At 71.8% G+C, this 23,901-nt stretch carries 23 protein-coding genes; 11 read left to right on the top strand and 12 right to left on the bottom strand.

Annotated elements, in window-relative coordinates; genetic code table 11:
• Positions 1-65: 65 nt before the first annotated feature.
• The 3 genes from WME95_RS18740 to WME95_RS18750 are packed head-to-tail and all read left to right on the top strand — an operon-like array spanning position 66 to position 3,560.
• Complete coding sequence (locus WME95_RS18740; protein ID WP_437909725.1) at positions 66-1,088, top strand: ABC transporter substrate-binding protein; 1,023 nt, start codon at positions 66-68, stop codon at positions 1,086-1,088.
• A gap of 7 nt (positions 1,089-1,095) precedes the next feature.
• Positions 1,096-2,622 carry a sugar ABC transporter ATP-binding protein gene (locus tag WME95_RS18745; RefSeq protein WP_437909726.1) on the top strand — a complete coding sequence of 509 codons (1,527 nt, stop codon included), beginning with the start codon at positions 1,096-1,098 and terminating at the stop codon, positions 2,620-2,622.
• Positions 2,619-3,560 (top strand): ABC transporter permease, encoded by a 942-nt coding sequence (locus WME95_RS18750; RefSeq protein ID WP_437553381.1) that lies wholly within the window; start codon positions 2,619-2,621, stop codon positions 3,558-3,560. The genes WME95_RS18745 and WME95_RS18750 overlap by 4 nt, the downstream gene beginning before the upstream one ends.
• 46 nt (positions 3,561-3,606) lie before the next feature.
• Here the strand turns inward: WME95_RS18750 and WME95_RS18755 are convergent, their stop codons facing one another.
• Entirely contained in the window at positions 3,607-4,392 is a 786-nt protein-coding gene (locus tag WME95_RS18755) for a phytanoyl-CoA dioxygenase family protein (RefSeq protein WP_437909727.1), read from the bottom strand.
• Positions 4,393-4,494: 102 nt separating this feature from the next.
• Positions 4,495-5,430 carry a protocatechuate 3,4-dioxygenase gene (locus WME95_RS18760; protein WP_437909728.1) on the bottom strand — a complete coding sequence of 312 codons (936 nt, stop codon included), beginning with the start codon at positions 5,428-5,430 and terminating at the stop codon, positions 4,495-4,497.
• A gap of 214 nt (positions 5,431-5,644) precedes the next feature.
• Here WME95_RS18760 and WME95_RS18765 point away from each other — a divergent pair, with 214 nt between their 5' ends.
• A complete protein-coding gene (locus WME95_RS18765) occupies positions 5,645-6,316 on the top strand; it encodes a response regulator transcription factor (protein WP_437909729.1) in 672 nt (223 codons plus the stop codon).
• Positions 6,313-7,848: a sensor histidine kinase gene (locus WME95_RS18770; RefSeq protein ID WP_437909730.1), complete on the top strand. Its 1,536-nt coding sequence runs from the start codon at positions 6,313-6,315 to the stop codon at positions 7,846-7,848. The genes WME95_RS18765 and WME95_RS18770 overlap by 4 nt, the downstream gene beginning before the upstream one ends.
• 88 nt (positions 7,849-7,936) lie before the next feature.
• Here WME95_RS18770 and WME95_RS18775 read toward each other — a convergent pair whose 3' ends face one another.
• Entirely contained in the window at positions 7,937-8,389 is a 453-nt protein-coding gene (locus WME95_RS18775) for a hypothetical protein (RefSeq protein ID WP_437909731.1), read from the bottom strand.
• A gap of 295 nt (positions 8,390-8,684) precedes the next feature.
• On the opposite strand from WME95_RS18775, the gene WME95_RS18780 reads away from it, so the two are divergent.
• Both WME95_RS18780 and WME95_RS18785 read left to right on the top strand, forming a co-directional pair.
• On the top strand, positions 8,685-9,815 hold the full coding sequence (locus WME95_RS18780) for a hypothetical protein (RefSeq protein ID WP_437909732.1): 1,131 nt from the start codon (positions 8,685-8,687) through the stop codon (positions 9,813-9,815).
• A gap of 122 nt (positions 9,816-9,937) precedes the next feature.
• Positions 9,938-10,891 (top strand): hypothetical protein, encoded by a 954-nt coding sequence (locus WME95_RS18785; RefSeq protein WP_437909733.1) that lies wholly within the window; start codon positions 9,938-9,940, stop codon positions 10,889-10,891.
• Between the two features lie 16 nt (positions 10,892-10,907).
• On the opposite strand, the gene WME95_RS18790 is transcribed toward WME95_RS18785, so the two are convergent.
• From WME95_RS18790 to WME95_RS18805, 4 genes are all read right to left on the bottom strand, one after another.
• The gene (locus WME95_RS18790) at positions 10,908-11,492 is read right to left on the bottom strand and encodes a hypothetical protein (RefSeq protein WP_437553389.1); all 585 of its coding nucleotides are present in this window, start codon (positions 11,490-11,492) and stop codon (positions 10,908-10,910) included.
• A gap of 78 nt (positions 11,493-11,570) precedes the next feature.
• The gene (locus tag WME95_RS18795) at positions 11,571-12,581 is read right to left on the bottom strand and encodes an anion permease (RefSeq protein WP_437909734.1); all 1,011 of its coding nucleotides are present in this window, start codon (positions 12,579-12,581) and stop codon (positions 11,571-11,573) included.
• 10 nt (positions 12,582-12,591) lie between these two features.
• Positions 12,592-13,242, bottom strand: coding sequence for a DUF47 domain-containing protein (locus WME95_RS18800; protein WP_437909735.1), 651 nt, complete (start codon positions 13,240-13,242; stop codon positions 12,592-12,594).
• 244 nt (positions 13,243-13,486) lie between these two features.
• Positions 13,487-14,527: an AraC family transcriptional regulator ligand-binding domain-containing protein gene (locus WME95_RS18805; RefSeq protein WP_437909736.1), complete on the bottom strand. Its 1,041-nt coding sequence runs from the start codon at positions 14,525-14,527 to the stop codon at positions 13,487-13,489.
• A gap of 251 nt (positions 14,528-14,778) precedes the next feature.
• Here WME95_RS18805 and WME95_RS18810 point away from each other — a divergent pair, with 251 nt between their 5' ends.
• Positions 14,779-15,543: a zinc-dependent peptidase gene (locus WME95_RS18810; protein WP_437553398.1), complete on the top strand. Its 765-nt coding sequence runs from the start codon at positions 14,779-14,781 to the stop codon at positions 15,541-15,543.
• 181 nt (positions 15,544-15,724) lie between these two features.
• The gene (locus WME95_RS18815) at positions 15,725-16,360 is read left to right on the top strand and encodes a hypothetical protein (protein ID WP_437909737.1); all 636 of its coding nucleotides are present in this window, start codon (positions 15,725-15,727) and stop codon (positions 16,358-16,360) included.
• A 149-nt stretch (positions 16,361-16,509) separates the two neighbouring features.
• On the opposite strand, the gene WME95_RS18820 is transcribed toward WME95_RS18815, so the two are convergent.
• From WME95_RS18820 to WME95_RS18830, 3 genes are read right to left on the bottom strand one after another with little or no spacing between them, the layout of a single operon-like run.
• A complete protein-coding gene (locus WME95_RS18820) occupies positions 16,510-17,103 on the bottom strand; it encodes a hypothetical protein (protein WP_437909738.1) in 594 nt (197 codons plus the stop codon).
• A 9-nt stretch (positions 17,104-17,112) separates the two neighbouring features.
• Positions 17,113-19,248, bottom strand: coding sequence for a molybdopterin cofactor-binding domain-containing protein (locus WME95_RS18825; protein ID WP_437909739.1), 2,136 nt, complete (start codon positions 19,246-19,248; stop codon positions 17,113-17,115).
• Positions 19,245-19,706: a (2Fe-2S)-binding protein gene (locus tag WME95_RS18830; protein WP_437909740.1), complete on the bottom strand. Its 462-nt coding sequence runs from the start codon at positions 19,704-19,706 to the stop codon at positions 19,245-19,247. Before WME95_RS18830 ends, WME95_RS18825 begins: the two co-directional genes overlap by 4 nt.
• A gap of 254 nt (positions 19,707-19,960) precedes the next feature.
• Between WME95_RS18830 and WME95_RS18835 the strand changes: the two genes are divergently transcribed.
• Positions 19,961-21,625, top strand: a complete 1,665-nt coding sequence (locus WME95_RS18835; protein ID WP_437909741.1) for an NTP transferase domain-containing protein — start codon at positions 19,961-19,963, stop codon at positions 21,623-21,625.
• On the opposite strand, the gene WME95_RS18840 is transcribed toward WME95_RS18835, so the two are convergent.
• The gene (locus WME95_RS18840; protein ID WP_437909742.1) at positions 21,626-22,387 is read right to left on the bottom strand and encodes a hypothetical protein; all 762 of its coding nucleotides are present in this window, start codon (positions 22,385-22,387) and stop codon (positions 21,626-21,628) included.
• 77 nt (positions 22,388-22,464) lie between these two features.
• Positions 22,465-22,917, bottom strand: a complete 453-nt coding sequence (locus WME95_RS18845) for a hypothetical protein (protein ID WP_437909743.1) — start codon at positions 22,915-22,917, stop codon at positions 22,465-22,467.
• A gap of 397 nt (positions 22,918-23,314) precedes the next feature.
• Here WME95_RS18845 and WME95_RS18850 point away from each other — a divergent pair, with 397 nt between their 5' ends.
• The gene (locus WME95_RS18850; RefSeq protein ID WP_437909744.1) at positions 23,315-23,884 is read left to right on the top strand and encodes an SgcJ/EcaC family oxidoreductase; all 570 of its coding nucleotides are present in this window, start codon (positions 23,315-23,317) and stop codon (positions 23,882-23,884) included.
• The last annotated feature ends 17 nt before the right edge of the window (positions 23,885-23,901 follow it).

A 23,901-nucleotide genomic window follows, 5' to 3' on the forward strand; every position in this document is an offset into this window, starting at 1 on the left:
CTCCGCCGACGACATGCTCGCCCGCGCGAGCGTGGCCGCGATCCGTCGACTATCCTCTCGCGCCCATGAGCGTCCATGTCGTCGTGTGCGCGTTCGCGATTGCCGTCCTCGCCGCGTGCTCCAAGACGTCGTCATCGGCGACGACGTCGACGGACGCGGGCCCGGGCGCGACGGGCGGCGCGCGCCTCCGCATCGCCGTCGTGCCGAAGGGGACGACACACGAGTTCTGGAAGAGCGTGCACGCAGGCGCGGTGAAGGCCTCGCGCGAGCTCGACGTCGACGTCGTGTGGAAAGGGCCGCTCCGGGAGGACGACCTCAAGGCGCAGGTCGATGTCGTCTCGAGCTTCGTCGCGCAGGGCGTGTCCGGCATCGTGCTCGCGCCGCTCGACGCCGCGGCGCTGAGGGCGCCGGTGCGGGCGGCGAGGCAGGCGAAGATCCCGGTGGTCGTGTTCGACTCCGATCTCGCCAGCGACGATCACGTGAGCTTCGTCGCGACCGACAACGAGGCGGCCGGGAGGCTCGCCGGTGAGCACCTCGGCAAGGCGATCGGCGAGGACGGCAAGGTCGTCGTGCTCCGTTACCAGGAGGGCTCGGCGAGCACGCAGCACCGCGAGAAGGGGTTCCTCGACGCGATCCGCGCGAGTCCAGGCGTCACCATCGCGAGCGAGAACCAGTATGGCGGCGCCACCACGGAGTCGGCGTTCCACAAGAGCGAGAGCCTGCTGCTCGCGCAGAGGGCGGCGGAAGGGGCCATCGCCGGGGTGTTCACGCCGAACGAGTCGACGACGTTCGGGATGCTCCAGGCGCTCCGCAAGACGAACGTCGCGAGGAAGGTGAAGTTCGTCGGCTTCGACGCGTCGGAGAAGCTCCTCGGCGCGCTGCGCGACGGCGACATCGAGGCGCTCGTCGTGCAGAACCCGTTCAACATGGGGTACGTCGCGGTCAAGACGATGGTGGCGCACCTCCACGGAGAGAAGGTCGAGGCGCGCATCGACACGGGCTCGCGCGTCGTCACGAGGCAGGACCTCGACGATCCGGCGGTGCAGGAGATCGTGAGACCCGACCTCGCCAGGTGGCTCGGGGAGTGAGCGGCCCGTGGGCGGAGAGCGCGCGCCCCTCCTCGAGGTGACCGGCCTCGCGAAGGCGTTCGGCCCGAACCCGGTGCTGCGCGACGTCTCGCTGCTCGTCGCGCCCGCGAGTATCCACGCGCTCCTCGGCGAGAACGGCGCGGGCAAGAGCACGCTGGCGCGCGTCCTGCTCGGCATGGAGCGCGCGGACGCGGGCGCGATCCTGCTCGGAGGGGCGCGGTACGCGCCGGCGTCGGCCGAGGAGGCGCGCCGCGCGGGCGTCGTCCTGGTGCCGCAGGAGCGGACGCTCTGCGCCCACCTCACGGTCGTCGACAACGTGGTGCTCGGGATCGAGCCGCTCGCGCGCGCGCGGCTAGGGCTAGAGATCCGGGACCGCCCGCGCGCGCGCGCCGTGGCGCGCGCGGCGATCGCGCTCGTCACCGCGGATCCGGGCCGCGTGCCGCTCGACGCGCGGGCCGGGGAGCTCGGCGTCGCCGATCAGCAGCTCGTCGAGATCGCGCGGGCGCTCGCGCAGGGCGGCCTCCGCGAGGACGGGCGGCTCACGGCGCGGCTCCTCGTCCTCGATGAGCCGACATCGAGCCTGGGCCAGTCGGACGCCGCGCGCCTGTTCGAGCGCGTCGGCGCCCTGCGCGACGCCGGCCTCGCGGTGCTGCTCGTGACCCACTTCCTCTCGGACGTGCGCGCGCACGCCGATCGCTACACGGTGCTCCGCGACGGCCGCGTCGCGGGAGAGGGCGATCCGCGCGAGATCGAGCCGGCGCAGATCGTCCGCGAGATGCTGGGCCGCGCGCTCGATGACACGCGCGCGAGCGCCGACACGCGCGCGTGCGCGGTGTCCGAGGCGGCGCGCCCGGACGGCGGCGAGGTGGTGCTCGAGGCCGAGGGCGTCTCCGGCGTGAAGCGGCCGAAGCGCGCGTCGCTGACGCTGCGCCGGGGGGAGATCCTTGGCATCGCCGGCCTCGTGGGCTCGGGGCGGACGGAGCTCCTCCGCATCCTCGCGGGGCTCGATCCGAGGCGCGGCGGGACGGTCGCGCTGCGCGCTCCTCGCGGGATCGGCCTGCTGAGCGAGGATCGCGGCGGGGAAGGGTTGATGCTCGGCCGCTCGCTCGCCGAGAACGTCTGGCTCTCGCCGCGCGCCCCGCGCTTCGCCAGGCCGAGATCGGTCCTCTCGGAGGGCGCGCGCTGGATCGAGGAGCTCGCGATCCGGGCACGCGGGCCGGAGCAGCGCGCCGGCGAGCTCTCGGGCGGCAACCAGCAGAAGGTCCAGATCGCGCGGCTGCTCCGCGAGGACTTCGACGTGCTCCTCGTCGACGAGCCGACGCGCGGCATCGACGTGGCGAGCAAGGCGCAGGTGCTGGCGCTGCTCCGGGATCTGGCGCGCGCCGGCAAGGCGATCGTGCTCGTGTCGAGCCAGCTCGACGAGCTCGTCACGACCTGCGATCGCATCGCGGTCCTCCGCCGGGGGACCCTCGACCCGCCGCGGCCCGCGTCGTCATGGACCGAGGCGTCGCTCCTCCTGGAGGTATCCTCGTGAAGAAGCGTCCGCCGTGGGTGGGGCCGCTCGTCGCGCTGCTGCTCGTCTATGCGCTCTTCGCGGCGCTGACGCCCGACACGTTCCTGCGCAGCCAGAACCTGCTCACGATGGCGCGGCAGACGGTGGTGGTCGGCATCTGCGCCGTCGGCATGACGCTCGTCATCGCGACCGGCGGGATCGACCTCTCCACGGGCTCGCTCGTCGCGTTCACGACGGTCGTCCTCGCGAAGCTCCTGCGCGCGGGGGTGCCGGCGCTCCCGGCGGCGCTCGTCGCCGCGGCGGCGGCGGGCCTCGTGGGCGCCCTCGTCGGGACGCTCGTGGGGCGGGCGCGGATGGTGCCCTTCGTCGTGACGCTGGGCACGATGAGCGCGCTGCGCGGCGCCGCGAAGGGGCTCGCGTCCGAGCAGAAGATCGACGCGGATCCGCGCGGTCTCGACGCGCTGCTGTCGTCCGACCTCACCGCGCCCGGGCTGTGGATGACGGCGGCGCTGGCGATCCTGGTCTTCGCCGTCCTCATGTTCACGCGCTTCGGGCGGCACGTGTTCGCGGTCGGCAGCAACGAGGCCGCGGCGCGCCTGTGCGGCATCGACACGGGGCGCGTGAAGATCGCGGTGTACACGCTGTCGAGCCTCCTCGCCGGCGTCGCGGGGGTGATGGAGTTCTCGACGCTGACGGTGGGTGACCCGACCGACTCGATCGGCCTGGAGCTCGAGGTCATCGCGGCGGTGGTCATCGGCGGCGCGCCGCTCTCGGGCGGCGAGGGGAGCGTCGCGGGGAGCGTGATCGGGGCGCTGCTCATCACGGTCATCCGGACAGGCGGCGTCCACCTCGGGTTGCCGAGCTGGGTGCAGGAGATCGCGACGGGCGCGATCATCGTCGTCGCCGTCGCGGTCGACCGGGTGCGGCGAGCGCGCGGGGCGCGCGCCGCCGCGGGCTGACGGTGATCCGACGCGCGCGGCCGGTGTGTCGAGGCGTGTCCGATGCTCACGGATCCCCGCGCAGCGCCGTGCGGATGGCTTGCTCGACCGGTGAGCTCTCGCCGCTTTCGCGATCGAGCCGCAGCGGTTCGGTCGGGAGCAGCGGCGGCTGGGCCATGAAGCGCGGGCGCGTGCCGCGGTGCGGCTGCGCTGCGTGGACCAGCAACGGGTGGCACAGGTAGACCGTCCCCGCCTCGCCGGTCGCGAGCACCTGCGGTCGGTGGGCCGTCTCGGCGAAGCCGTTCGCGGCCAGCTCTCGCAACGTCAGCCCCGGCTCGCCCGCCGGCGCGAGCTGCCTCGCGATGTCCAGATGGGACCCTGCCCGGATGCGCGTCGGCGCGTCGGATTCGCCGACATCCGAGAAGAGGAACAGCATGAGCAGCGCGCGGCCGCGCGACGCGACGTTCACGCGCCACGACATGAAGTCGGGGTTCTCGGTGCCGAAGCTCATGTCGACGTGCCAGCCGGTATCCCCTGGATCGTCGGGAGACGGAAAGCGAACTGGGAAGGTGCCGAGCGCTTTCTGCGGTTGCCAGCGCCCGCGGCCGACCAGCTGATCGAGCGCGGAGTGAAGCGCTGGCGTGTTCGCGGCGTCAGCGAACGGTCGCTGGCCGTACATCCCGAGTCGAACGACCGGCTTCGTCCAGGTCTTCGGATCCTGCGGATCCATCCCGGTGTCACGCCACAGGATGGCGCGGCCTTCGTCGGCGAGGACCCGCGGGAACGCTTCATCGATCCGGACGAATCCATCGGCGATGAAGCGCTCGATCTGTTGATGGCTCAGCTCGACCATGGTGCGCGGACCAGTCTGTATGGCCGCTCCCGCGGGTGCAAGCGGTCCACGTCGGGCTCGCCCGGCGTCGTGGGCTGCGCCCAGGCGGTCTTGGCGCCTGGATCAGCCGCCGGGTGGCGGGCCCATGCCGCCGCCGGGCGGCCCTCCCATACCGCCTGTCGAGCAGAGCTCGTCCGCGAGCGAGGAGCGGATCACGAGCGTCTTCCACGCGAGCAGAGATCCGTCCGCCTGCTTTTCGGTCGAGAGGAGGTACTCCTCGCCGCCATAGATGGAGTCGCTCGCGTTCGTCGTATCCGGCTGTCCGAGCGCCGCATAATCGGGGTGTCCCGCGAAGAGCTCGGCGGTAAGCTCTTCCGGGAAGAAGAGCTGAGACGTCACGTACTCTTCGCCTCCGACGCGCACGGTGAAGTGGATATGGATGGCGCGACCGGAGTACCAGCCCGGATAGCAGGTGTCGAAATCGACCCGTCCCTGCGCGTCTGTCGGCTGCATGCCTCGGAAGTACCTGTGGCTCAGGGCGTCCTCATCCCCACCCGTGCACATGTCCACCGCGTCGTCCCCTGAGTAGAGGCCGGTGTTGCGCGTGTGCCAAATGTCGATGGTGGCCCCCTCGATGGGAGCGCACGCCTCGTCCACGACGCGCAGTGCGAGCCGGACGGGCAAGCCGGGGTAGCCTTCGCTGATGTCCTTCCGCTCGATCGTCTGCGCGTAACAGGGACCCAGCGTCATCGCGCACGTCAGAGCACAGGCGGCGCCTCGGCCATCGGTGAACGGATCCCGGTAATCGTCCGATATCGAGCCCGTGCCACCCGAAGCCCAGTCACCCCCGCCGCCGGTGCCCGCCTGGCCGCCGGCACCCGCCTCGCCGGTGCCGCCGCCCGCTCCGCCTGCGCCGCCCGTCCCCGGGGTCGAGTCGGCGCCTCCGCAGGCGGGGAGCGCGCCGAGCGGCGCGAGCGCCAGGCCCGCGCCGAGGCCGCGCAGGAGGGTCCGGCGTGTGAGGGGGTGAGGTGAGGGGTCGTTCATCGCGTCGCTCGTCATCCTGGCTCCTTCTTCGATGGTCGGTGTCCGAGCGTGCGCGCTGCGTGCGCCGCTCCTCGACACCTCCGCAGCATGGAACTCATCTCTTAAGGAACTCTGAAGCGCCGGTCGCAAACGTCACATCTGTGATGTGCACGCGCGTTGCGCCGCGCAGGAGGCCTTGGCGCGCTAGGATCGTCCGCGCTCCGGACGAGCGCGGGGCGCGAGGAAGGGTATGTCGAAGCGTGTGCTGGTGATCGAGGACGATCAGGACCTCGGCGCGCAGGTCGTCCAGCGCCTGCGGGACGCCGGGTACGAGCCGACGTGGTGGAGAGAGGGCCGCCGCCTTCCGCCGGGCACGCTGCCGGAGGTCGAGCTCGTCGTGCTGGATCTGATGCTCCCGGGCGCCCACGGGATGGACATGCTCAAGGACCTGCGCGAGCGCTCGGATGTGCCGGTCCTGGTGCTCAGCGCCCGCAACGACACGGCGGACAAGGTCCGCGCGCTGAAGCTCGGCGCGGACGACTACATGACCAAGCCGTTCTGGCCCGAGGAGCTGGTCGAGCGCGTGCGCGCGCGGCTCCGCCGCCCGGCGCTCGAGCGCGGCGACGTCATCGAGGTCGGTCCGCTGCGCATCGATCGCGCGGGGCGCGAGGTCCACGTGCGGGGCCAGCGCGTCGACCTCACGCGCGTGGAGTTCAGCCTGCTCGCCGCGCTGGCGGAGCGGCCGGGAGCGGCCGCGACGCGACGGTGGCTCGTGGAGCGCGCTCTCGATCCGGAGCGCGACGGCACCGAGCGCACGCTCGACGTCCACGTGTCGCGGCTGCGCAAGAAGCTCGGGCGCGGGACGTTCATCGAGACCGTCTGGGGGATCGGCTACCGGCTGGTCGCCGAGCAGGAAGCGTGAAGCTCCGCCAGCGGCTCGCGGTCACGACCATCGCCGCGGTGCTCCCGGTGATGCTCGCGCTCTCCTGGTACGACGCGGTCCTGCAGCACCGCGCCGCGGAGCGGATCCTCACCGAGTTCGTCCACGCGCGCATGGCCACGGGGCGCGAGGAATGCGAGGCGGCTCCGGCGTCCTGGGGCGGCGAGACCCCGCGCGGCCCCGGCCCGGGCGCGCGCCCGGGCCGCCCTGGCCCGCCGGGTGGACCTCCACCGCGTCGTGGGCCTCCGCCGGGGGAGCGCCCGGACGCTGAGGGCCCGCCGCCCGCCGGGCTCCCGCCCCCGCCACCACCCTCGCAGGATGGGTTCGGGAAGCGACCTCGCGCGCGGCCGGCCGTGCTGTTCGCGTACGACGCGCAGCTCCGCGCTCAAAACCCGGCCGCGCCCGTCATCCCCGAGACGCTCGCCGCGACGATCCAGCAGGACGACGTCGCGGTCCAGCCGTTCGCGTGGGGGAGCAACGAGGTCGAGGTGCTCGTGCGCATGCCCTGGAGCGCGGGGCCGTGCGCGTTCGTCCTGGCGCGCGGGACGACCGATCCGGCGTGGGGATCCATCCTCCCCGCGACCGAGCTCTGGCTCCTCCCGATGGCCGTCGTCCTCGGCGCGGTGCTCCTCGCCGCGGGCCCCGTCGTGCGGCGCATCCGCAAGCTCACCGAGGCCGTGCGGCGCTCGGCCTCCACGAGCTATGGGAGCGCCGTCGAGGTCGCCGGCCGCGACGAGATCGGCGAGCTCGCGCGGGCGTTCAACGCAGCGGGCGGCGAGATCCGCGCGCAGCTCAAGGAGAAGGATCGGCGCGAGGAGGCGCTTCGCCATTTCCTCGCGAACACGACGCACGACGTGATGATCCCGCTGACCGTGCTGCAGGGACACCTCGCGACGCTCCGGCAGCGCGCGGCCGAGGGCCAGCCCGTCGACGTGGGCGTGCTCGTCTCGGCGATGGACGAGGCGCATTACATGGCGTCGCTCGTGCACAACCTCGCGACCGTGGCGCGCCTCGACGCGGCGGAGGCGGCGCTCCAGCGGAGCGACGTGGACCTCAACGCGCTCGTGCTGCGGGTCATCGGCCGCCACCGCCCGATCGCGCGCCAGGTCGGCGTGGCGATCGAGGGCGCCGTGCCCCCCGAGCCGCTCATCATCCAGGCGGACGTGACGTTGATCGAGCAGGCGGTGAGCAATGTCGCGTACAACGCCATCCGCTACAACCGGCCGGGCGGGCACGTCGCCGTCATCCTGGAGCCGACCGCGCCCGATCGCTTCTCGCTGCGCGTGCTCGACGATGGACCGGGCATCGATCCCGGCGCGCTGTCGAGGCTCGTGGAGCGGGGGGCGCGCGCGGATCAGGCGCGCACGCGCGCGCCGGACGGGCAGGGGCTCGGGCTGCACATCGCTTACCGTGCGGCGGAGCTCCACGGCTTCCGCCTCAGCCTGCGGCCGTCGGAGCCAGGTGGGCTCGAGGTGGAGATCGAGGGCGAGCGGTCCGGCCCGCGCGACGTCTGAATGTTCCAGCGCAGGCGTGCAGGGACGCCGCCGCTCACCCCTCCGACGGCGCGAGGCGCCGCCTCGCCCTCGATGGGACGCGGCGATCTCAGGGGATCTGCACCTCGGCGGACCCGATCTTCTTCGGATCGTTCGGCTCGTTGAGGTTGTCCCAGCGGCGGTATAGCTCGACGGCGACAGCCCCCTTGCTCAGGCCCTTGATGGCCATGTCGATATCATAGCGGCAGTCGCACCCGGCCACGGCCCCGGGGTCCATGTCCACGGGCTGCACGAGCACATCCACCCTGCCGCCGGCGGTCCGGACGAACCCTTCCACTCCCTGGTCGCAGCGGAAATGCGCGGCGCGGTACTCGATGTGAACAGCGCCGCGCTCGGGCGTCGCCACGAGCGCCTCCTGCACCGTGTCTTCGGACACGCCCGCCTTGCACTCGCTCTGGGTGAGGCCCTCGATCGCCTCTGCATCCTCCCAGCCCGCGGGCAAGTCCGCCCCTCCACAGCCGACCACCAGGAGCGCCGCGACCGTCCACGCCATGTTGTGCATCTCGTCCCTCCGGTGAGCTCTCATAGCAACGTGTGTGCCTGGTGTGTGCCCCCAACCTCACAGGGCGCAGCGGCTGATCGCGGGGGACATCCGTGTCGCGGGTGTGCCATGGGCTCTTCGGTCGCTGTGGGATCGATGAGCGGACCGCCGCACGACGGAGGTACGCTGCGATGATGCTGGCGACTGGCCACGCGAGGAGCGAGCGGCCCGAGAGGTGTCCACGCCGCTGAGCAAAACCTTTCGGATCGAGGAGGGCGTGATGCGGCGATCGCTGGGGCTGATCTTGTGCTTGTCGATGGCGACCGTAGTTGCGGCTTGCGGGGACGACCCGCATGGGGGTGACGGGGGGACAGGCACGGGCGGCGCCGGAGCGACGAGCTCCTCGGGAGCCGGCCCGGGCTCGGGCGGCTCGACGCCGGAGCCTCCGGTGCATGAGGGGGATGGCCCCGCGGCAGGCAACCCGGAGGGGAGCTGCGCTGTTCCGGCCGAGGCCCAGGCCGCCGACACCTCGTCACCGACGACGGTGATCGGCGACGGGACGCCGGAGAGCTGCACCTCGGAGGCCGTCGTCAGCGCCGTCGCGGCCGGCGGCATCATCACGTTCGACTGCGGCCCGGAGCCGATCACCATCACGCTCGAGGAGACGGCGAAGATCTTCAACGATACGGGTCCCGAGATCGTGATCGACGGCGGCGGGCTCGTGACCTTGAGCGGGGGCGGGCAGCGGCGGATCCTCTACATGAACACCTGCGACGAGGCGCAAGTCTGGACGACGCCGAACTGCGACAACCAGGACCACCCGCGCCTGACGGTCCAGAACCTCACGTTCTTCGGGGGCAACTCGACGAACGATGACGACGAGGGCGGCGGAGCCATCTTCGCGCAAGGCGGGCGCCTGAAGGTCGTCAACTCACGCTTCTTCAACAACACGTGTGATCCGACCGGCCCCGACATCGGCGGCGCCGGGATCCGGGCGTTCATGCAGTACAACGGCCTTCCGCTCCACGTGGTGAACAGCACCTTCGGCGGCGCCGAAGGCTACGGGAACGAGTGCGCGAACGGCGGCGGCATCAGCAGCATCGGCGTCTCGTGGACGGTCATCAACAGCCTGTTCTCCCACAACCGCGCGCTCGGCAACGGCGGCAACCCCCCGATGGCCGGGACGCCGGGCGGCGGCAGCGGCGGGGCCATCTACAACGACGGCACCACGATGACGCTCACGCTCTGCGGGACCCGGATCGAGCGAAACGAGGTGAACGCCCACGGGAGCGCGATCTTCTTCGTGAGCAACGATCACACCGGAAACATCGTCATCGACCGGTCGGTGATCACCAACAACATCGGCGGGTCGTGGTACCCGACCTATCCGCAGATCTCGAACCACGATGACACGCCGATCATGGTCACGGCGTCGACCATCGAGTGAGGGCGGCCGGTAGGGCCCGGTGGGCGCCGCCGGCGCCGCGACGGCGGAGCACGCGCCGAGGGCGGGCGCCCGGCCGTGACCGCATCCGGTCACACTCCGCCGCCGCCGCGCGATGAAGGGGGATGCCGAACCGCCGCTCGCTCCCCGGACCGCATCACCTGCTCGCGCTCGCGCTGGCCGCGGCGCTGACCGCGCCCGCTGCCACCGCGCGCGCCGAGGCCTGCGCCGCCACCGAGAGCCAGGCGCTCCCGGACGCGCTGCCGATGCGCGACTTCGCCGCCCGCCTCGGCGAGCGCATCGACGCGTGCGCCGCCGACGCGCGGCGCCCCGACGCCGAGCGCTTCTGCGCGGAGCACGGGCTCGAGTGCGGCGCCGGGCGGGTCCGCGACTACGTGCGCGTCCGGACGCTCTTCGAGATGACGCGCGACGGCGGTCCGTTCCGGCTGCGCTGGAGCATCACCGATCGCAACCCGACCGCCTGGCACATCTGGGCCGCGTGGAGGCAGAGCCCTCCGCTCGCGTCGTCGGCCGGGCCCTCGGCGACGGCGGAGTGCGACGAGCTCTCGGCGCTCTTCGCCGGGCTCGCGCGCCGGCTCGACGTCCGCGGGGTCGGCCTCTTCTGGCCGACGTGGAACCACACGATCGCCGCGTGGGACGTGGCCCCGTCCGTCCGCGTGCTGGTCCCGACGTCGCAGATCTTCCTCTCGTGCGACGCGACGTTCGACCGGACCACGTTCCTGCCGTCGAAGCAGCGTTTCGTCTACGAGCTCCGCGTGACCGACGCGCTCGACAGCGTGCCCGTGCCGCGGCCCCTGGCGGCGTTCCTGCTCGATCAGGTGGCGCACTACGCGGGCGCGTCGCTCGACGTGCTCGCGATGATCAGGACGCACCGGGCGCTGCGCTACGGATCGAGCGTACCGGCGTCCTGCGGTGAGGGCGCCGCCGCGGCGGCGAAGGCGCTCCACGCGCGGCCGCTCTCGCCGGCAGACCGCCGGGCGCTCGCGCGCTACGGGGCGACGGAGCTGGGGCTCGCCGCGCCGTCGGCCGAGGCGGCGCTCGCGCAGATCGCGCGTTGACCGCGCCCCGCGGCGCTCAGTCCTCGCCCTGGACGCGATGGATGATGTACCTCGCGGCGAGCTTCCCGAGCTGGCTCGCCGCGGTCCGCGCGCGCCCTCCGCTCGACGGGTTGGTCAACGAGGCTGGCACCGCGGTGTCGATCAAGAACTCGTCGAACACGCCCCCGGCCGGATCGGTGAGCTGCACCATCGCCTTGAGGCGCGTGTTCTTGTTGAGCACGACCGCGAAGATGCCGGGCTCGTAGAACGTCACGTTCGCGCGGAGGAAGAACGGCGCGTCGGCTGCGCTCCTCGCCCTGACGATGGCGACGCCCTCCGACGCCGCCGTCGCGATCAGCGCCTCGGTGAACTCCTCGTTCATCGCCGCCTTGTCCTCCTGCCAGCTCTGCTGCTGCTCGGCGTCCTTCTCCGCCATCCACTCGGCCTCGGAGCCGTCGCCGACCTGGAGGCCGTAGAAGACGATCGGGACGACCCCGAAGCGCCCCTGGCCGTAAAACGGGTTCGGCACGGCTTCACGCATGGTCTTCCAGGGGTGCCCGCACGCGGCGAGCAGGGGAGCCAGGCAGAGCATGAAGATCCAGAGCGCATGGCGACGGTGCACGGAGGGCCTCCTTGGGAAGCGTCAGCGGTGAGTGGTGAGCGGTCAGCTGTCAGCGATGACGGCGCGGCGCGGCGACGCTCAACCGCCGAGGATCGACGAGAGCCCGAGATAGCAGGCCCAGGCCACGACGGCGCTCACCGGGATCGTGAGCACCCACGCCCAGAGGATGCGCGTGGTCACGCCCCAGCGCACCGCGCTCACCCGCTGGCTCGCGCCCGCGCCCATGATGCAGCCGGTGATCACGTGGGTCGTCGACACCGGCATCCCCATGAACGACGAGGTCAAGATGGTCGCCGCCGCGCTGGTCTCGGCGGCGAAGCCATGAATCGGCTTGAGGTCGATGATCTTGGTGCCCATGGTCTTGATGATCCGCACCCCGCCCGCCGCCGTGCCGAGGGCCATGGCCGTCGCGCAGGCGAAGACCACCCAGAGCGGCACGTGGAAGTCGCCATGGTCCGAGGGGATCGCGCCGTACGCGACGAGCGCCATCGTGATGATGCCCATGGTCTTCTGGGCGTCGTTGCTCCCGTGCGAGAGCGCCATGAAGCCAGCGGAGACCATCTGCAGGATCCGGAAGCGCCGATTGACCACCGCCGGCCGGGTGCGCCGGACGATCCAGAAGATGGCGATCATCCCGAGGAAGGAGATCGCGAAGCCCACGAGCGGGCTGATGATCAGGCTCTTGATCACCTTCAGGAGCCCCGCCCCCTGCACGGCCGCTGCGCCCGCCCGCCCGGCGCCCGCGCCCACGAGCCCGCCCACGAGGGCGTGAGACGACGACGACGGGATACCGAAATACCAGGTGAAGAGGTTCCAGAAGATCGCGCCGACGAGGGCGCTGAGCACCACCACCTGGGTCACCGCCGATGGGACGATGAGCCCCTTCCCGATGGTGCTCGCCACCGCCGTGCCGGTGAGCGCGCCCCCGAAATTGAACAGCGCCGCGAGCAGCACGGCGGTGCGGATGGGGAGGACTCCGGTGCTCACCACCGTGGCGATGGCGTTGGCCGTGTCGTGAAAGCCGTTGATGTAGTCGAAGACGAGCGCGACCACGATCACGAGGGTCAGCGTGACGAGGAGAGTGTTCATGGCGCGCCCCTCAGGCGTTCTTGATCACCAGCGCCTCCAGCGCGTTGGCGACGTCATCGCAGGCGTCCAGGGTGTTCTCGAGCCCCTCGAGGAACTCCTTGTGCTTGATGAGGTGGATGGCGTCCTTCTCGGTGTTGAAGAGCTCGACGATCGCCGAGCGGAATATCTGATCGCCGTCGTGCTCGAGCTTGGCGATGGCCTTGCAATGCCGGTTGATCTCCGTCACCCGCTTCATCCCCCGGAGCAGCTTGACGGCGCTGTGAATCTCGGAGCACCCTTCGAGGATCTTCGCGGCGAGCTCCTGGCTCACCGGCGGGAGATCCTCCATGGCGTGGACCACGACCCGCATCATCGTGGAGTGGACGCGATCCGAGACGTTCTCGAGGTCCGTCGCCAGGGCGTAGATGTCGGAGCGATCGAGCGGCGTGACAAACGTCTTGTTGAGAGCGTCGTAGACATCGCGGATCACCGCGTCGGCGGCGTGCTCGATGTCGGTGATGCGCGAGACAAGGGCTTGCCTCTCGCTCGCGCTCCGGGCGCTGCAGCACTCCGAGAGGACGTTGGCGCTCTGCAGCGCGCAGTCGGCGCCCCGCTCGAGCAAGTCGAAGAAGTGCTCTTCACGAGGTAAGAGCGATTTGATGACCCGATCGAGCCACATCATGAACCTTTCTTGGCGGGCGGGCGCATCCTAGCACGAGCGCGTGACGCTCGATGGGGGCGCTTCGCGCCGGGCAGCCGCCGCCGCCGCTGTGTAAGGTCTTATCGAAGCGTTGTGTAGGGGGATAAGAAAAATTTACCTTTAGGTCCGTGGTCACGGGCGTCCCGAGGGGGAACGTCGGCCGTCGCGGTGGTTCGGGGCCTGCGCCGCCGGGGGTCGCTCGACGCCGCGCCCACGCCGGGGCAGCTCAGCGGCGGCGGGACCACGCGCCGGGAGGCACGCCGGTCCAGCGCTTGAACGCGCGGGTGAACGCGGCGACGTCGGTGAACCCGACCGCGAACGCCGCCTCGGTCACGGTCGCGCGGTGCGCCGCGAGCAGCTCCTCGGCCATCGCGCGCCGCGCGTCGTCGACGATCGCCTGGAAGCTCGTCCCCCGCTCGGAGAGGCGGCGCTGGAGGCTGCGCGCGCTCTGGCCGACGGCGCGCGCGACGTGGTCGAGCGTGGCCTCGCCCTGCGGGATCGCCGTGCGCAGCTCGCGCCGCACGCGCGCGAGCACGTCCTCCTCGGCGCGCGGCAGCACGCGGTGCTCGCCCGCGGGCAGGCCGAGCGCGCGCTCGAGCTGCTGGGCGAGGAGCGCGTAGAGCATCGGGTCGGTGGTGCTCATCCGCGCGTCGAGGAGCGCCCTCGGGTACTCGACCTCGGCGCGCGGCTCGCCGTAGCGGATGGGCGCGCGGAAGACGCTGCGCGCGAGCGCGTCGTCCAGGAGCGGAGGGCGCACGAGGCGGACGACCGTGGGCTCGCGCGGGGGCGTCGCGGCGCGCCGGAAGCGCAGGACGGTGGTCGCCGCGAGGTAGTCCCACACCGCGCTCGGGGCCGTGTGGCCGGGCGCGAGCGCGAAGCGGAACGTCACGTGGGCCGGCCCCTCCTCGAACGTGTGCGCGGCGGCGTCGTGGATGAGCCGCTGGAAGCGCAGGAACGCCCGCACCGCGCCGCACACGTCGCCAGCGCTCGCGAACGTGTACTCGACGAGCGACTGAGGCGCGGCGTCGACGAGCACCGCGGCGCGCAGGCCGAACGACTCGTCCGCGGCCGAGAACGCGGCCCACGCGCGGCAGAGCTCGTCGTGCGTCACCCGCGCGTCGGCGCGGCCGAGCACCGCGGGATCGATACCGATCCGCGCGCACACCTCGGGCGGCGCGACGCCGTCGCGCTGCGAGGCGGTCACGACCGCGATGCCGAGCGCCTGCGCGAAGACCGTGGCCGGCTGGGTCGCGGGGCGCGGGGTCACGGAGGAGGAGCCAGGGTTTCTGCGAGGGGCGGCGGCGTCAAGCGGCGTTCCGCCTGGCCCGCCTTTGGCGCACCGCTTGCAGACTCCGCAGATGCAGATTGCGGGGGCGCCCGGCGCCGTGGCCCCTCGTTGCTGCCATGGCAGCAGCCGGTGGGGATTCGCTGCTGATCCGCAGCTGCGGCACGGGCACTCCGCGAGGGCCGCTCACCGCTCTTCCGACAGCGCCACGCGAGCGGGTAAGGTGGTCGTCGATGCTGGCCTTTCTCAGGAAGCGGCGGCGCGACGCCGTCCGCCGTGAGCCCTTTCCTCCCGCGTGGCGCGAGATCCTCGACCGGAACGTGCCCTGCTTCGGCCGCCTTCCGGCCGAGGACCAGCAGGAGCTCCTCGGGCATATCCAGGTCTTTCTGGACGAGAAGCCGTTCGAGGGGTGCGGCGGCCTGGAGATCACAGACGAGATCCGGGTCACGGTGGCGGCGCAGGCGTGCCTCCTCCTCTTGCACCGCGAGACCGACTACTACCCTGAGCTCGAGGTCGTCCTCGTTTACCCGAGCACCTACGTGGCCCGCGGCCGGGAGGTGCGGGAGGGGGGCGTCGTCGTCGAGGGCGATCACGCGCGGCTCGGAGAGTCGTGGTCGCGGGGGTCGGTCGTGCTCGCGTGGGACGGCGTGCTCGCGGGCGCGGCGGACATGAGCGACGGTCACAACCTCGTGCTGCACGAGTTCGCGCACCAGCTCGACCAGGAGGAAGGGCCCGCCGACGGCGCGCCCGAGCTGCCCGAGCGCTCGATGTACGCGGCGTGGGCGCGCATCCTCGGCCGCGAGTACGAGCGCCTCCTCCGCGACGAGGCGAGCCTCAAGCGCACGGTGATCGACCCGTACGGCGCGACGAACCCGGCCGAGTTCTTCGCCGTCGTCACCGAGGCCTTCTTCGAGAAGCCTCGGAAGCTCAGGGCGAAGCACCCGGAGCTCTACGAGCAGCTGAAGGCGTTCTACTGCCAGGACCCGGCCGGCCGGTAGCGGCGCCGCTCAGCGTCGGCGCCGCGCGGGCCGATCGCCCGAGCGCCGCCGGTCGTGGTATCTCCCGGCTCCCCCGATGGCCCGAAAGCGCAAAGGCAGGTCCCGCAAGGGCGGCGCGTCCTCCGCTCCTCGCCCGGCGTCTCCCGCGTCGCCTGCGGCCGCCGCGCCGCCCGTGAGGCGCGTGCGCTCCTTCCGCCTTCGCCTCGACATCACCGCCCTCGAGCTCGCCTCCGGCCACGACGGCCTCCTCCGCGGCGCGCCCGAGCCTGTCCTCCTCCTCGCCGCGTACCTCCTCGTTCCCCATGACCCGAGCGGCGCGGCGGCGCTCACGCCTCCTCGTCCGCTGGGCCGCACCCTTGTCCGCTTCCGCCCGCCGGAGGGCCGCTTCCCCGCCGTCGTCACGCTGCGCGCGCCGCTCTCGTTCAAGGCCCGCGCTCGCGCCCGCGAGGACGACCGCGTCCTGCTTCTCGCCCTCGCCGTCGAGGAGGACGCGGGCAAGGAAGTCGAGCGGCTCTACGCCCACCTCACCGACGCAAAGCACCTTCGCCTCTGGGACCTCGACGCGCCTGTCCCCGCACCGCAGGCGCCCGCCGAGCTCATCGCTGCGCCGTACCTGCGGGAGAACGCGGCTCCGGTGCGCGTCGGCGTGCTCGACGACGGCGGCGATCTCCGCGACACCTGCCGCGAGGACGATTTCGTCGGCGCCTGCGCGGCCGTCGTCTCGACCGCTCGCCACGAGGACACGCTCCGCTTCCACTTCGTCTCGGCCGACGGCCGCAACGACTGGACCGCCGTGACAAGCGTCAGCGTCGATTGACGCCCGCCCTCGTCGGCAGGGGCGTCAGGGCCAAGGGGCGTCGCGCTCCGCCGGCGCTCCGACACGGACCCGATGTCGAGGCGGGACACGACCCCATGCGCCGCATCATGGAGCAGGCGCTGCCCGACCGCGAAGCGCGTGACCGTCGATCATCCACCCGGGCAGGGCGCGCCGGCGCGGGCCCAGGTCTCCCACGCAGCGACGAACTCGGCGTAGGGCGTCGGGATGGGCGTGCGGCCAGCGCCAGGGTTCCAGCCCCAGGTCACCAGGGGATCCTCGAGGTGGACGCGCAACGCCGCCATGTCCTTGCCGCCATTGCGCTTCGGATCCTTGATCTGCTCGCACAGGGCGCCCGGGGCGACACCGACGAACACCATCGGCATCTCCGGAGGCGGCATGTGCCAGCCCTTCGCGACGCCCGGCGGCACGTGCGTGCCAAAGCTGTTGGGCGGGTTGGTCGGCCCGTGGCACGTCGTGCACTCCGCGCCTGGCATGCCGTGGCCTGTCGGGCCGCGGAGCACGAACTGCGTGTGCAGGCGGCCCTCGTCGCCCTGGAGCGGCACGTCGCCGGCAGGGTGACAGTTCTGGCAGCGAGGGTGCTGGAGCACGCCGCGCACGGTCTCGAACGCGGCGAGGGCCGTCTCGCGGCTGACCGGCGACGGCGAGGGCGCCGGCGAGGCCCCGGGCGTCTGTCCCCCGCACGCGGCGAGGAGAGAGGCGAGGACAAGAGAGGATCGGATCATGGTCAGTTCCTACGCGAGGCGAAACGGAAGGGAGCGCAGCCGCTGCTTGGTCAGCGCGAACACTGCGTTTGCCACGGCCGGCGCGATCGGCGCGGTGGCGGGCTCCCCGATGCCGCCCATCTTGGCCTTGCTCGGGATGAGATGGACGGCGATGCGCGGCATGTCGAACATCCGGAGCATGGGATAGTCGTGGAAGTTGCTCTCCTGGACCTTCCCCTCGGCGATGTTGATCTTGCCGTAGAGCGCGGCCGTGAGGCCGAAAGCGACGCTTCCCTGGATCTGCGCCTCGATGCCGAGCGGGTTCACCGCCGTGCCGCAATCGACGCTGCAGGTGACCGAGTGGACGCGGATGCGCCCCTTCTCGATCGAGACCTCGGCCACCTCGGCGATGATGGAGCCGAACGACTCGTGCATCGCGAGCCCCCGCGCCCGTCCCGGCGCGGGCGCGGTGCCCCAGCCGGCCTTCTCGGCGGCGACCTTCAGGGCGTTCGCGTGCCGCGGCTTGTCCTTGAGCAGCTCGAGGCGGTACGCGAGCGGATCCTGCCCTGCGGCGTGCGCCAGCTCGTCCACCATGCTCTCCACCGCGAAGGCGGTGTGGGTGTTGCCGACCGAGCGCCACCACAGCACGGTGACCGGCGTCCTCGGCGAGTGCAGCGACACGCGGAGCGCGGGCGTCCGCTCGACATAGGGCGACTCGGCGATCCCTTCCACCGAGGTCAAGTCGACGCCGTTCCTCGTGACGAACGCCTCGAGCGGCGTGCCGGCGACGATCGACTGGCCCACGACCACCTGATCCCACGCCGACGGCATGCCGCGCGCGTCGACGCCGACCTGGATCCGGTGGACGAAGGCGGGGCGGTAAAAGCCGCCGCGCATGTCGTCCTCCCGCGTCCACACGACCTTCACCGGCACGCCGGCGGCCTTCGCGACGATCACGGCCTCCCCGACGAAATCCGCCACGGGGCTGGCGCGCCGCCCGAAGCCGCCGCCGAGGAACGTCGTGTGGATCTGGACCTTGTCGGGCGTCGTGCCGAGGATCTTCGCCGCGGCCATCTGGTCGCCGGTCTGGAACTGCGTACCGGTCCAGATCTCGCAGCGATCGCCGTCGATCTTGACCGTACAGTTGAGCGGCTCCATCGGCGCGTGCGCGAGGTAGGGCACGTCGTACTCCGCCTCGATCCGGGATTTGGCCGCGGCGAGCGCGTCTTCCACCTTGCCGACGCTGGCGGCGACGGTGCCGGGCGTCCGCGCCTTCGCGTGGAACTCGGCGAGCAGCTTGGCGCTGTCGGCCCCGCCTCCCTCGGGCTGCGTCCACTCGGCGCGGAGCGCGTCGCGCCCGAGCTTGGCGGCCCAGAAATGCGCGGCGACGACGGCGACGCCGTTCGCGGTGGGGACGACCTTCTCGACGCCGGGCACCTTGAGGGCGTCGGCGGCGTCGAACTTGACGAGCTTGGCGCCGAACGCCGGCGGGCGGAGCACCACGGCGGTGCGGAGCCCGGGGAAGTGCACGTCGAGCCCGAACTGCGCCTTGCCCGTGATCTTCTCCGGCGTGTCGATGCGGCGCACGAGGGTGCCGATCAGCTTCCAGTCCTTGGGGTCCTTCAGCTTCACCTTCGCCGGCGGGGCGAGCTTCATCGCCTCCTCGGCGAGCTGGCCAAAGGTCAGCTTGTCCTTGCCGTGGGTGACGACGCCGTTCGCGGCCGTGCACGCCGCGGGCGAGACCTTCCACCGGGCGGCCGCCGCGCGCAGCAGCATGTCCTTCGCCATCGCGCCGACGGTGCGATAGCGCTCGAATTCGCTGTTCGTCGTCGTCGACCCCCCGGTCATCTGGAACTGCATCACCGGATGGCCGTAGACCGGCGCGGCCGGCGCGTGCTCCGACCGCACCTTCGACCAGTCGCACTCGAGCTCCTCGGCGATCAGCATCGCGAGCCCGGTCCAGATGCCCTGGCCCATCTCGGAGTGCGCGAGCACCACGGTCACGGACTCGTCGGTACCGACGCGAACGAACGCGTTCGGCGAGAGCGGGGGCGGCTGCGCCGCCTTCGGCGCGGCGCGGACCCCCTGCGGGACGTAGAAGCTGATCAGCAGCCCGGCCGCCGAGCCCGCGGCCGCTTGCAAGAAGTCACGCCGGGAGACGGTCACTTGCCACCTCGCTTGAGCCTCGACGCGAGGATCACCGCTTCGCGCACGCGAACGTACGTCCCGCAGCGACACACGTTGCCGGACAGCGCAGCGTCGATGTCGGCGTCGCTCGGATCCGGCTTCTGTTCGAGCAAGGCGACCGCGGTCATGATCTGCCCGGACTGGCAGTACCCGCACTGGACGACGTCGGCCTGCGCCCACGCCTGCTGCACCGCGTGCGACCCGTCGGGCGACAGGCCCTCGATCGTCGTCACCTTGCGCGTGCCGACGCTGGACACCGGCAGGACGCACGACCGCGTGGGTTTGCCGTCGAGGTGGACCGTGCAGGCGCCGCACTGGGCCATGCCACAGCCGTATTTGGTGCCGGTCAATCCCAGCAGATCGCGGAGCACCCAGAGCAGGGGCATCTCTGGACTGGCATCCACGTCACGAACAACGCCGTTGACATCGAGCTTCATGGCCGTTCAGGCCATACTTTTGGGCCGGCGCGCCGTCAAGCGACTGCACATGTTCTTATCATTTCTTTACCATCGGTCATCGGCCCGGGGCTCGCCCGCGCTCTGTCACGCTCGCACCCCCCGACCGCGAGCGGCCGAGCGGCGTGGAGGGCGATCGGTCACCAGCGTCGCCAGCGTCGCCAGCGTCGCCAGCGTCGCCAGCGAGGATGAACGCCCTGGCGGGAGCGCCACGAAGGGTGAATGATGCCGAGCGCATGAACGAGCTTGAGCGGATCGTGCGCGAAGCGGCGACATTGGTCGCAGAGCGGTCACCGTTTCTCCTCGCGACGGTCGTGCGGGTGTCGGGGTCGTCGTACCGGCGTCCGGGCGCGCGGATGCTGGTCGCCGGCGATCGCTGGGTATCCGGGTGTGTGAGCGGCGGCTGCCTCGAGGGCGACGTGATGCTCCGCGGAGAGCACCGGTGCCGCGATGGCGCCGTGGTGGTGACGTACGACTCGACCACCGAAGATGGGGAGACGTGGGGCGTGGGGCTCGGCTGCAACGGCGTCGTCGATGTCCTGCTCGAGCACGTCGCGGCCGGCGCGACCCACGACGCGCTCGCGTTCGCCGCCGCCTGCTTCGCGGAGGAGACCGCCGGCACGCTGGTCACGGTGATCCGCTCGACGGCCGGCGTGGTCCGGGTCGGCGCGCGCCTCGCGTTCGGTCCGCCGTGCGCGCTCGCGCATCCGGTGACCGATCCGGCCGCGCGCTCCGCGATCGAGGCCGCGGCGCGGGGGCCGGCCGGCGTCGTGGAGCTCGACGGGCTGGGGATCACCGTGCTCGTCGAGAAGATCGCGCCGTCGCCGCAGCTCTTCGTGCTCGGGGGCGGGCACGACGCGGTGTCCATCGTCACGCTCGCGACGTCGGTGGGGTTCCGGGTCACGGTCGCTTGTCCCACGATCCGCCAGGGCGCCCGGTTCCGCGCCGCGGATCGCGTCGTCTCGACCGGCGGCGCGGCGGATCGCCTCCGCGCGCTCATCGACGCCGCGGCCGAGCCGTACGTCGTGATCATGCACCATCAGGTCACGCCGGATCGCGACGCGCTCGCCGTCGCCCTCGCGTCGCGCGCCCGCTACATCGGCGTGCTCGGGCCCGCGCGCCGCACGCGCGATCTCCTCGCCGAGATCGGCCACCCCGGCGACGATCCGCGGCTCCACGCGCCGATCGGCCTCGATCTCGGCGCCGAGACGCCCGAGCAGATCGCGCTCTCGATCGTGGGCGAGCTCCAGGCCGTCGCGCGCCGGGCGCAGGGGGGAAAGCTCCGCGCCCGCGCCCGGCCTCTGCACGCGCGCGTGGCGCTGGTCGTGCTCGCCGCCGGCGGCTCACGTCGCCTCGGTCGCCCCAAGCAGCTCGTCGAGCTCGACGGAGCGCCGCTCGTCCGGCGCGTGGCGACCACGTGCGTCGAGGCGCGTTCCGGACCGGTCGGCGTCGTGCTCGGCGCGAGCGCCGGCGCGGTCGCGCGCGCGCTCGGCGATCTGGAGGTCGCGCACATCGCGAACGATGGCTGGGAAGAGGGCATCGCCTCCTCGGTCCGCGCCGCGGTCCGGTGGGCGGAGGCCTCGAAGGCCGACGCGCTCCTGATCGCGCTCGCGGATCAACCCCTGCTCACGGTCGAGCACGTCACCGCGCTGCGGGACGCCTGGCTCGCGGGCGCGCCGATCGCCGCGTCGCGGTTCAGCGGCGTCGTGGGCGCGCCGGCGGTGTTCGACCGATCTCGCTGGGACGCGCTCTCGCGCCTCCAGGGCGACCAGGGCGCCGGCCGCCTGCTGCGCGTCGAGGACGTGGCGGCGATCGACTGGGCGGGCGGGGCGATCGACGTCGATACGGCCGACGACGTGCGCGCGCTCGGCGGCCACGCGCCGACGAGCCCGCCGAGCTGATCACCAGCAGCTGTAGTCGTAAACCGTGCGCGACGTCTCCCCGAGGCGCTCGACCAGCAGATCGCCGTCGAAGACGTAGGTGAAGGCCGGGATCGATGAGGTCGGCATGCCGTCGAGCGGGTTCACCCCCTGCTCCCGGCGGAGGAGACGACAACCCTCGTAGACGATCTCCGTCGTGATGGTCGGCAGAGCATCCGTGAAGCGGTCGAACGTCAGCTGCGTGAGGCGCCCCTGGTCATCGCGGTCGTATCGGACGAAGTAGTCGTCGTTCCCATAGGTGATCGCCCGCGCGTCGTCGTCGTAGTCGATCTCGAGGACACGGGTGTCGGCCGCGCCGGTCCGGGTCATGCGGACCATGCGCTCGCCCTCGTAGTCGAAGGTGTGTGTGTGGGTTTCGCTGGCCAGCGTCTCGACCGCTCCGACGAGACGCTGGCCATCGTATTCGTAAACGAACGATATCTCCAGTCCCGTGTCCGTCTCCGTCTGGGCGCACGGTCCGGGATGCGGCCCATACATCCACGGACCGAGCTCCGGCATGGGGACGCGGCCAACGAGCTCTGGACAGCCCGTCGCGCCGCCGCCCCCGCCTCCCTCACCAGACCCGCCAGCGCCGCCCGAGCCTGTCGAGGCCGCCGGGCCTGAAGCGCCGGCGCCCCCGCTCCCCGACGTCTCGTCGGAGCCCTCGTCGTCACCGCAAGCCACGAGCGTGAGCAGGCACATCGTGGCCAGGGTTCCGCACGTCCTGAAGACAAATCGATGCATCTCTCTCCTCATCCGTCAACCTGGGTGGCCGGGTCGTCGCGCCCCGGTCGTGGGAATGCCAACCTGGGGCGGGTTCCTCAGACATCCTGGTACGCGACCGTGATACCGGACGTCCGACCTTGGCCCTCGAGCAACAAGCCGGTGGGGCCAAGGAGAACCTTGTCGACCGAATTGAGAACGAAACCTGGCTCCAGCTCCGGCGGCCCATCGCCGAGCCAGCGGAGGAGCGCCTCGTGCGCGAAGAAGCGCGCGAGCTCCCTGGCGAGGACGGGGTTCCTCACTGCGTCTGCCGCGCCGGGGAAGTCCGCGTCGATGAGCGCCCTGTCGAGCGCCTCCGTCGGCTCGGGAAAGCGCCTCGTATCCTCGATGAGCGCTGGAAGCTGCCCGGGCTCTGCCAGGAAAGCAACGAAGTATGCGCCGGGGAGCTCCAGGGAGTAGGAAATCAGGGGCACGTCCGGGGTGCGCCAATGCTGGCCGAAGTTCATCGCGCGAACCGACAACGACTCGAAGGGCACCGGCCGGCCGTCCACGAAGGCGGACGCCCTCGACTCCAGGAACCGGGCTCGCAACGCGCGTCGGCTCAGTCCGGCGATCGACATCATGACGTCAGGGTGACATCGCGGTGCGCGGTGAACGCGAGCTCCTTCAAGAACCTGTGATCGCAAGCGCAGCTCATCGCCTCAACAGCACGGCCGGGCAGCGCGCGCGGCGGACCCAGCGGACAACCAAACGTACCTATCCGCGGCCGCCCTGGCAATCTACGATTCCGCCGAGCGCTGATCCTCGATGACGGTGCGAGCGGGTCGACGCCTGTTCCACGTGATCGAGGCACCTCTACCGCCCCCGAGGACAGCAGGTTGACCCGCAGCCAGGATCGAGCGCGCCGCTGGTTGACGTCTCGCGCCGGTTCGCAGTAAGTGGCGTCCCATGCATAGAGCCCTCGCCCTGGCTGCGCTCCCGCTCCTGGTCCTCGCGTGCGCCCCCGCGACGCCCCAGCCCGTCGCGCCGGCGGCGCCAGCGCCGGCCATCGCGGCGGCGGCGCCCGACGCCAGCGAGCAGCGGGCGCTGGGGGAGCAGCTCGTCGCCGCCTTCAACGACGCCTGGAACCGGCACGACATGGATGCGTTCGCCGCGCTTCAAGCGGAGGACGCCGATTTCGTGAACATCTTCGGGATGTGGTGGCATGGGCGGGAGGAGATCCGCGCGAATCACGTTGGCATTCACAAGACCGTCTTTGCAAAGAGCCGGCTCGCCAGCGTGCGTGTCGAGACACGCTTCGTCGCGCCGGATCTCGCGGTCGTCCGCTGGGCATGGGAGCTGACGGGCGTCGTCACCCCGGATGGCCAGCCCGTGCCCGACATGCAGGGTATCCTTGTGCACGTGGCGCGACCGGAGGGGGGCCGGCTCCAGATCGTGACGACGCAGAACACGCAGGCCACGGCCGACGCGTTCCGCGCGGTGCGCGCCATGGATGCCCCGGCCCGAGCCGCCCAGTAGCCGCCCGCGGGCGCGTC

The organism is Sorangium sp. So ce327 (assembly GCF_051530205.1).
GTDB classification, from domain to species: domain Bacteria; phylum Myxococcota_A; class Polyangia; order Polyangiales; family Polyangiaceae; genus Sorangium; species Sorangium cellulosum_B.

Coding starts and splice junctions, on each gene's coding strand:
- WME95_RS18840 (WP_437909742.1), bottom strand. CDS start 22,387: ATGCATCGATTTGTCTTCAGGACGTGCGGAACCCTGGCCACGATGTGC.
- WME95_RS18760 (WP_437909728.1), bottom strand. CDS start 5,430: ATGACGAGCGACGCGATGAACGACCCCTCACCTCACCCCCTCACACGC.
- WME95_RS18775 (WP_437909731.1), bottom strand. CDS start 8,389: ATGCACAACATGGCGTGGACGGTCGCGGCGCTCCTGGTGGTCGGCTGT.
- WME95_RS18740 (WP_437909725.1), top strand. CDS start 66: ATGAGCGTCCATGTCGTCGTGTGCGCGTTCGCGATTGCCGTCCTCGCC.
- WME95_RS18785 (WP_437909733.1), top strand. CDS start 9,938: ATGCCGAACCGCCGCTCGCTCCCCGGACCGCATCACCTGCTCGCGCTC.
- WME95_RS18810 (WP_437553398.1), top strand. CDS start 14,779: ATGCTGGCCTTTCTCAGGAAGCGGCGGCGCGACGCCGTCCGCCGTGAG.
- WME95_RS18780 (WP_437909732.1), top strand. CDS start 8,685: ATGGCGACCGTAGTTGCGGCTTGCGGGGACGACCCGCATGGGGGTGAC.
- WME95_RS18830 (WP_437909740.1), bottom strand. CDS start 19,706: ATGAAGCTCGATGTCAACGGCGTTGTTCGTGACGTGGATGCCAGTCCA.
- WME95_RS18820 (WP_437909738.1), bottom strand. CDS start 17,103: ATGATCCGATCCTCTCTTGTCCTCGCCTCTCTCCTCGCCGCGTGCGGG.
- WME95_RS18765 (WP_437909729.1), top strand. CDS start 5,645: ATGTCGAAGCGTGTGCTGGTGATCGAGGACGATCAGGACCTCGGCGCG.
- WME95_RS18850 (WP_437909744.1), top strand. CDS start 23,315: ATGCATAGAGCCCTCGCCCTGGCTGCGCTCCCGCTCCTGGTCCTCGCG.
- WME95_RS18800 (WP_437909735.1), bottom strand. CDS start 13,242: ATGATGTGGCTCGATCGGGTCATCAAATCGCTCTTACCTCGTGAAGAG.
- WME95_RS18755 (WP_437909727.1), bottom strand. CDS start 4,392: ATGGTCGAGCTGAGCCATCAACAGATCGAGCGCTTCATCGCCGATGGA.
- WME95_RS18835 (WP_437909741.1), top strand. CDS start 19,961: ATGAACGAGCTTGAGCGGATCGTGCGCGAAGCGGCGACATTGGTCGCA.
- WME95_RS18795 (WP_437909734.1), bottom strand. CDS start 12,581: ATGAACACTCTCCTCGTCACGCTGACCCTCGTGATCGTGGTCGCGCTC.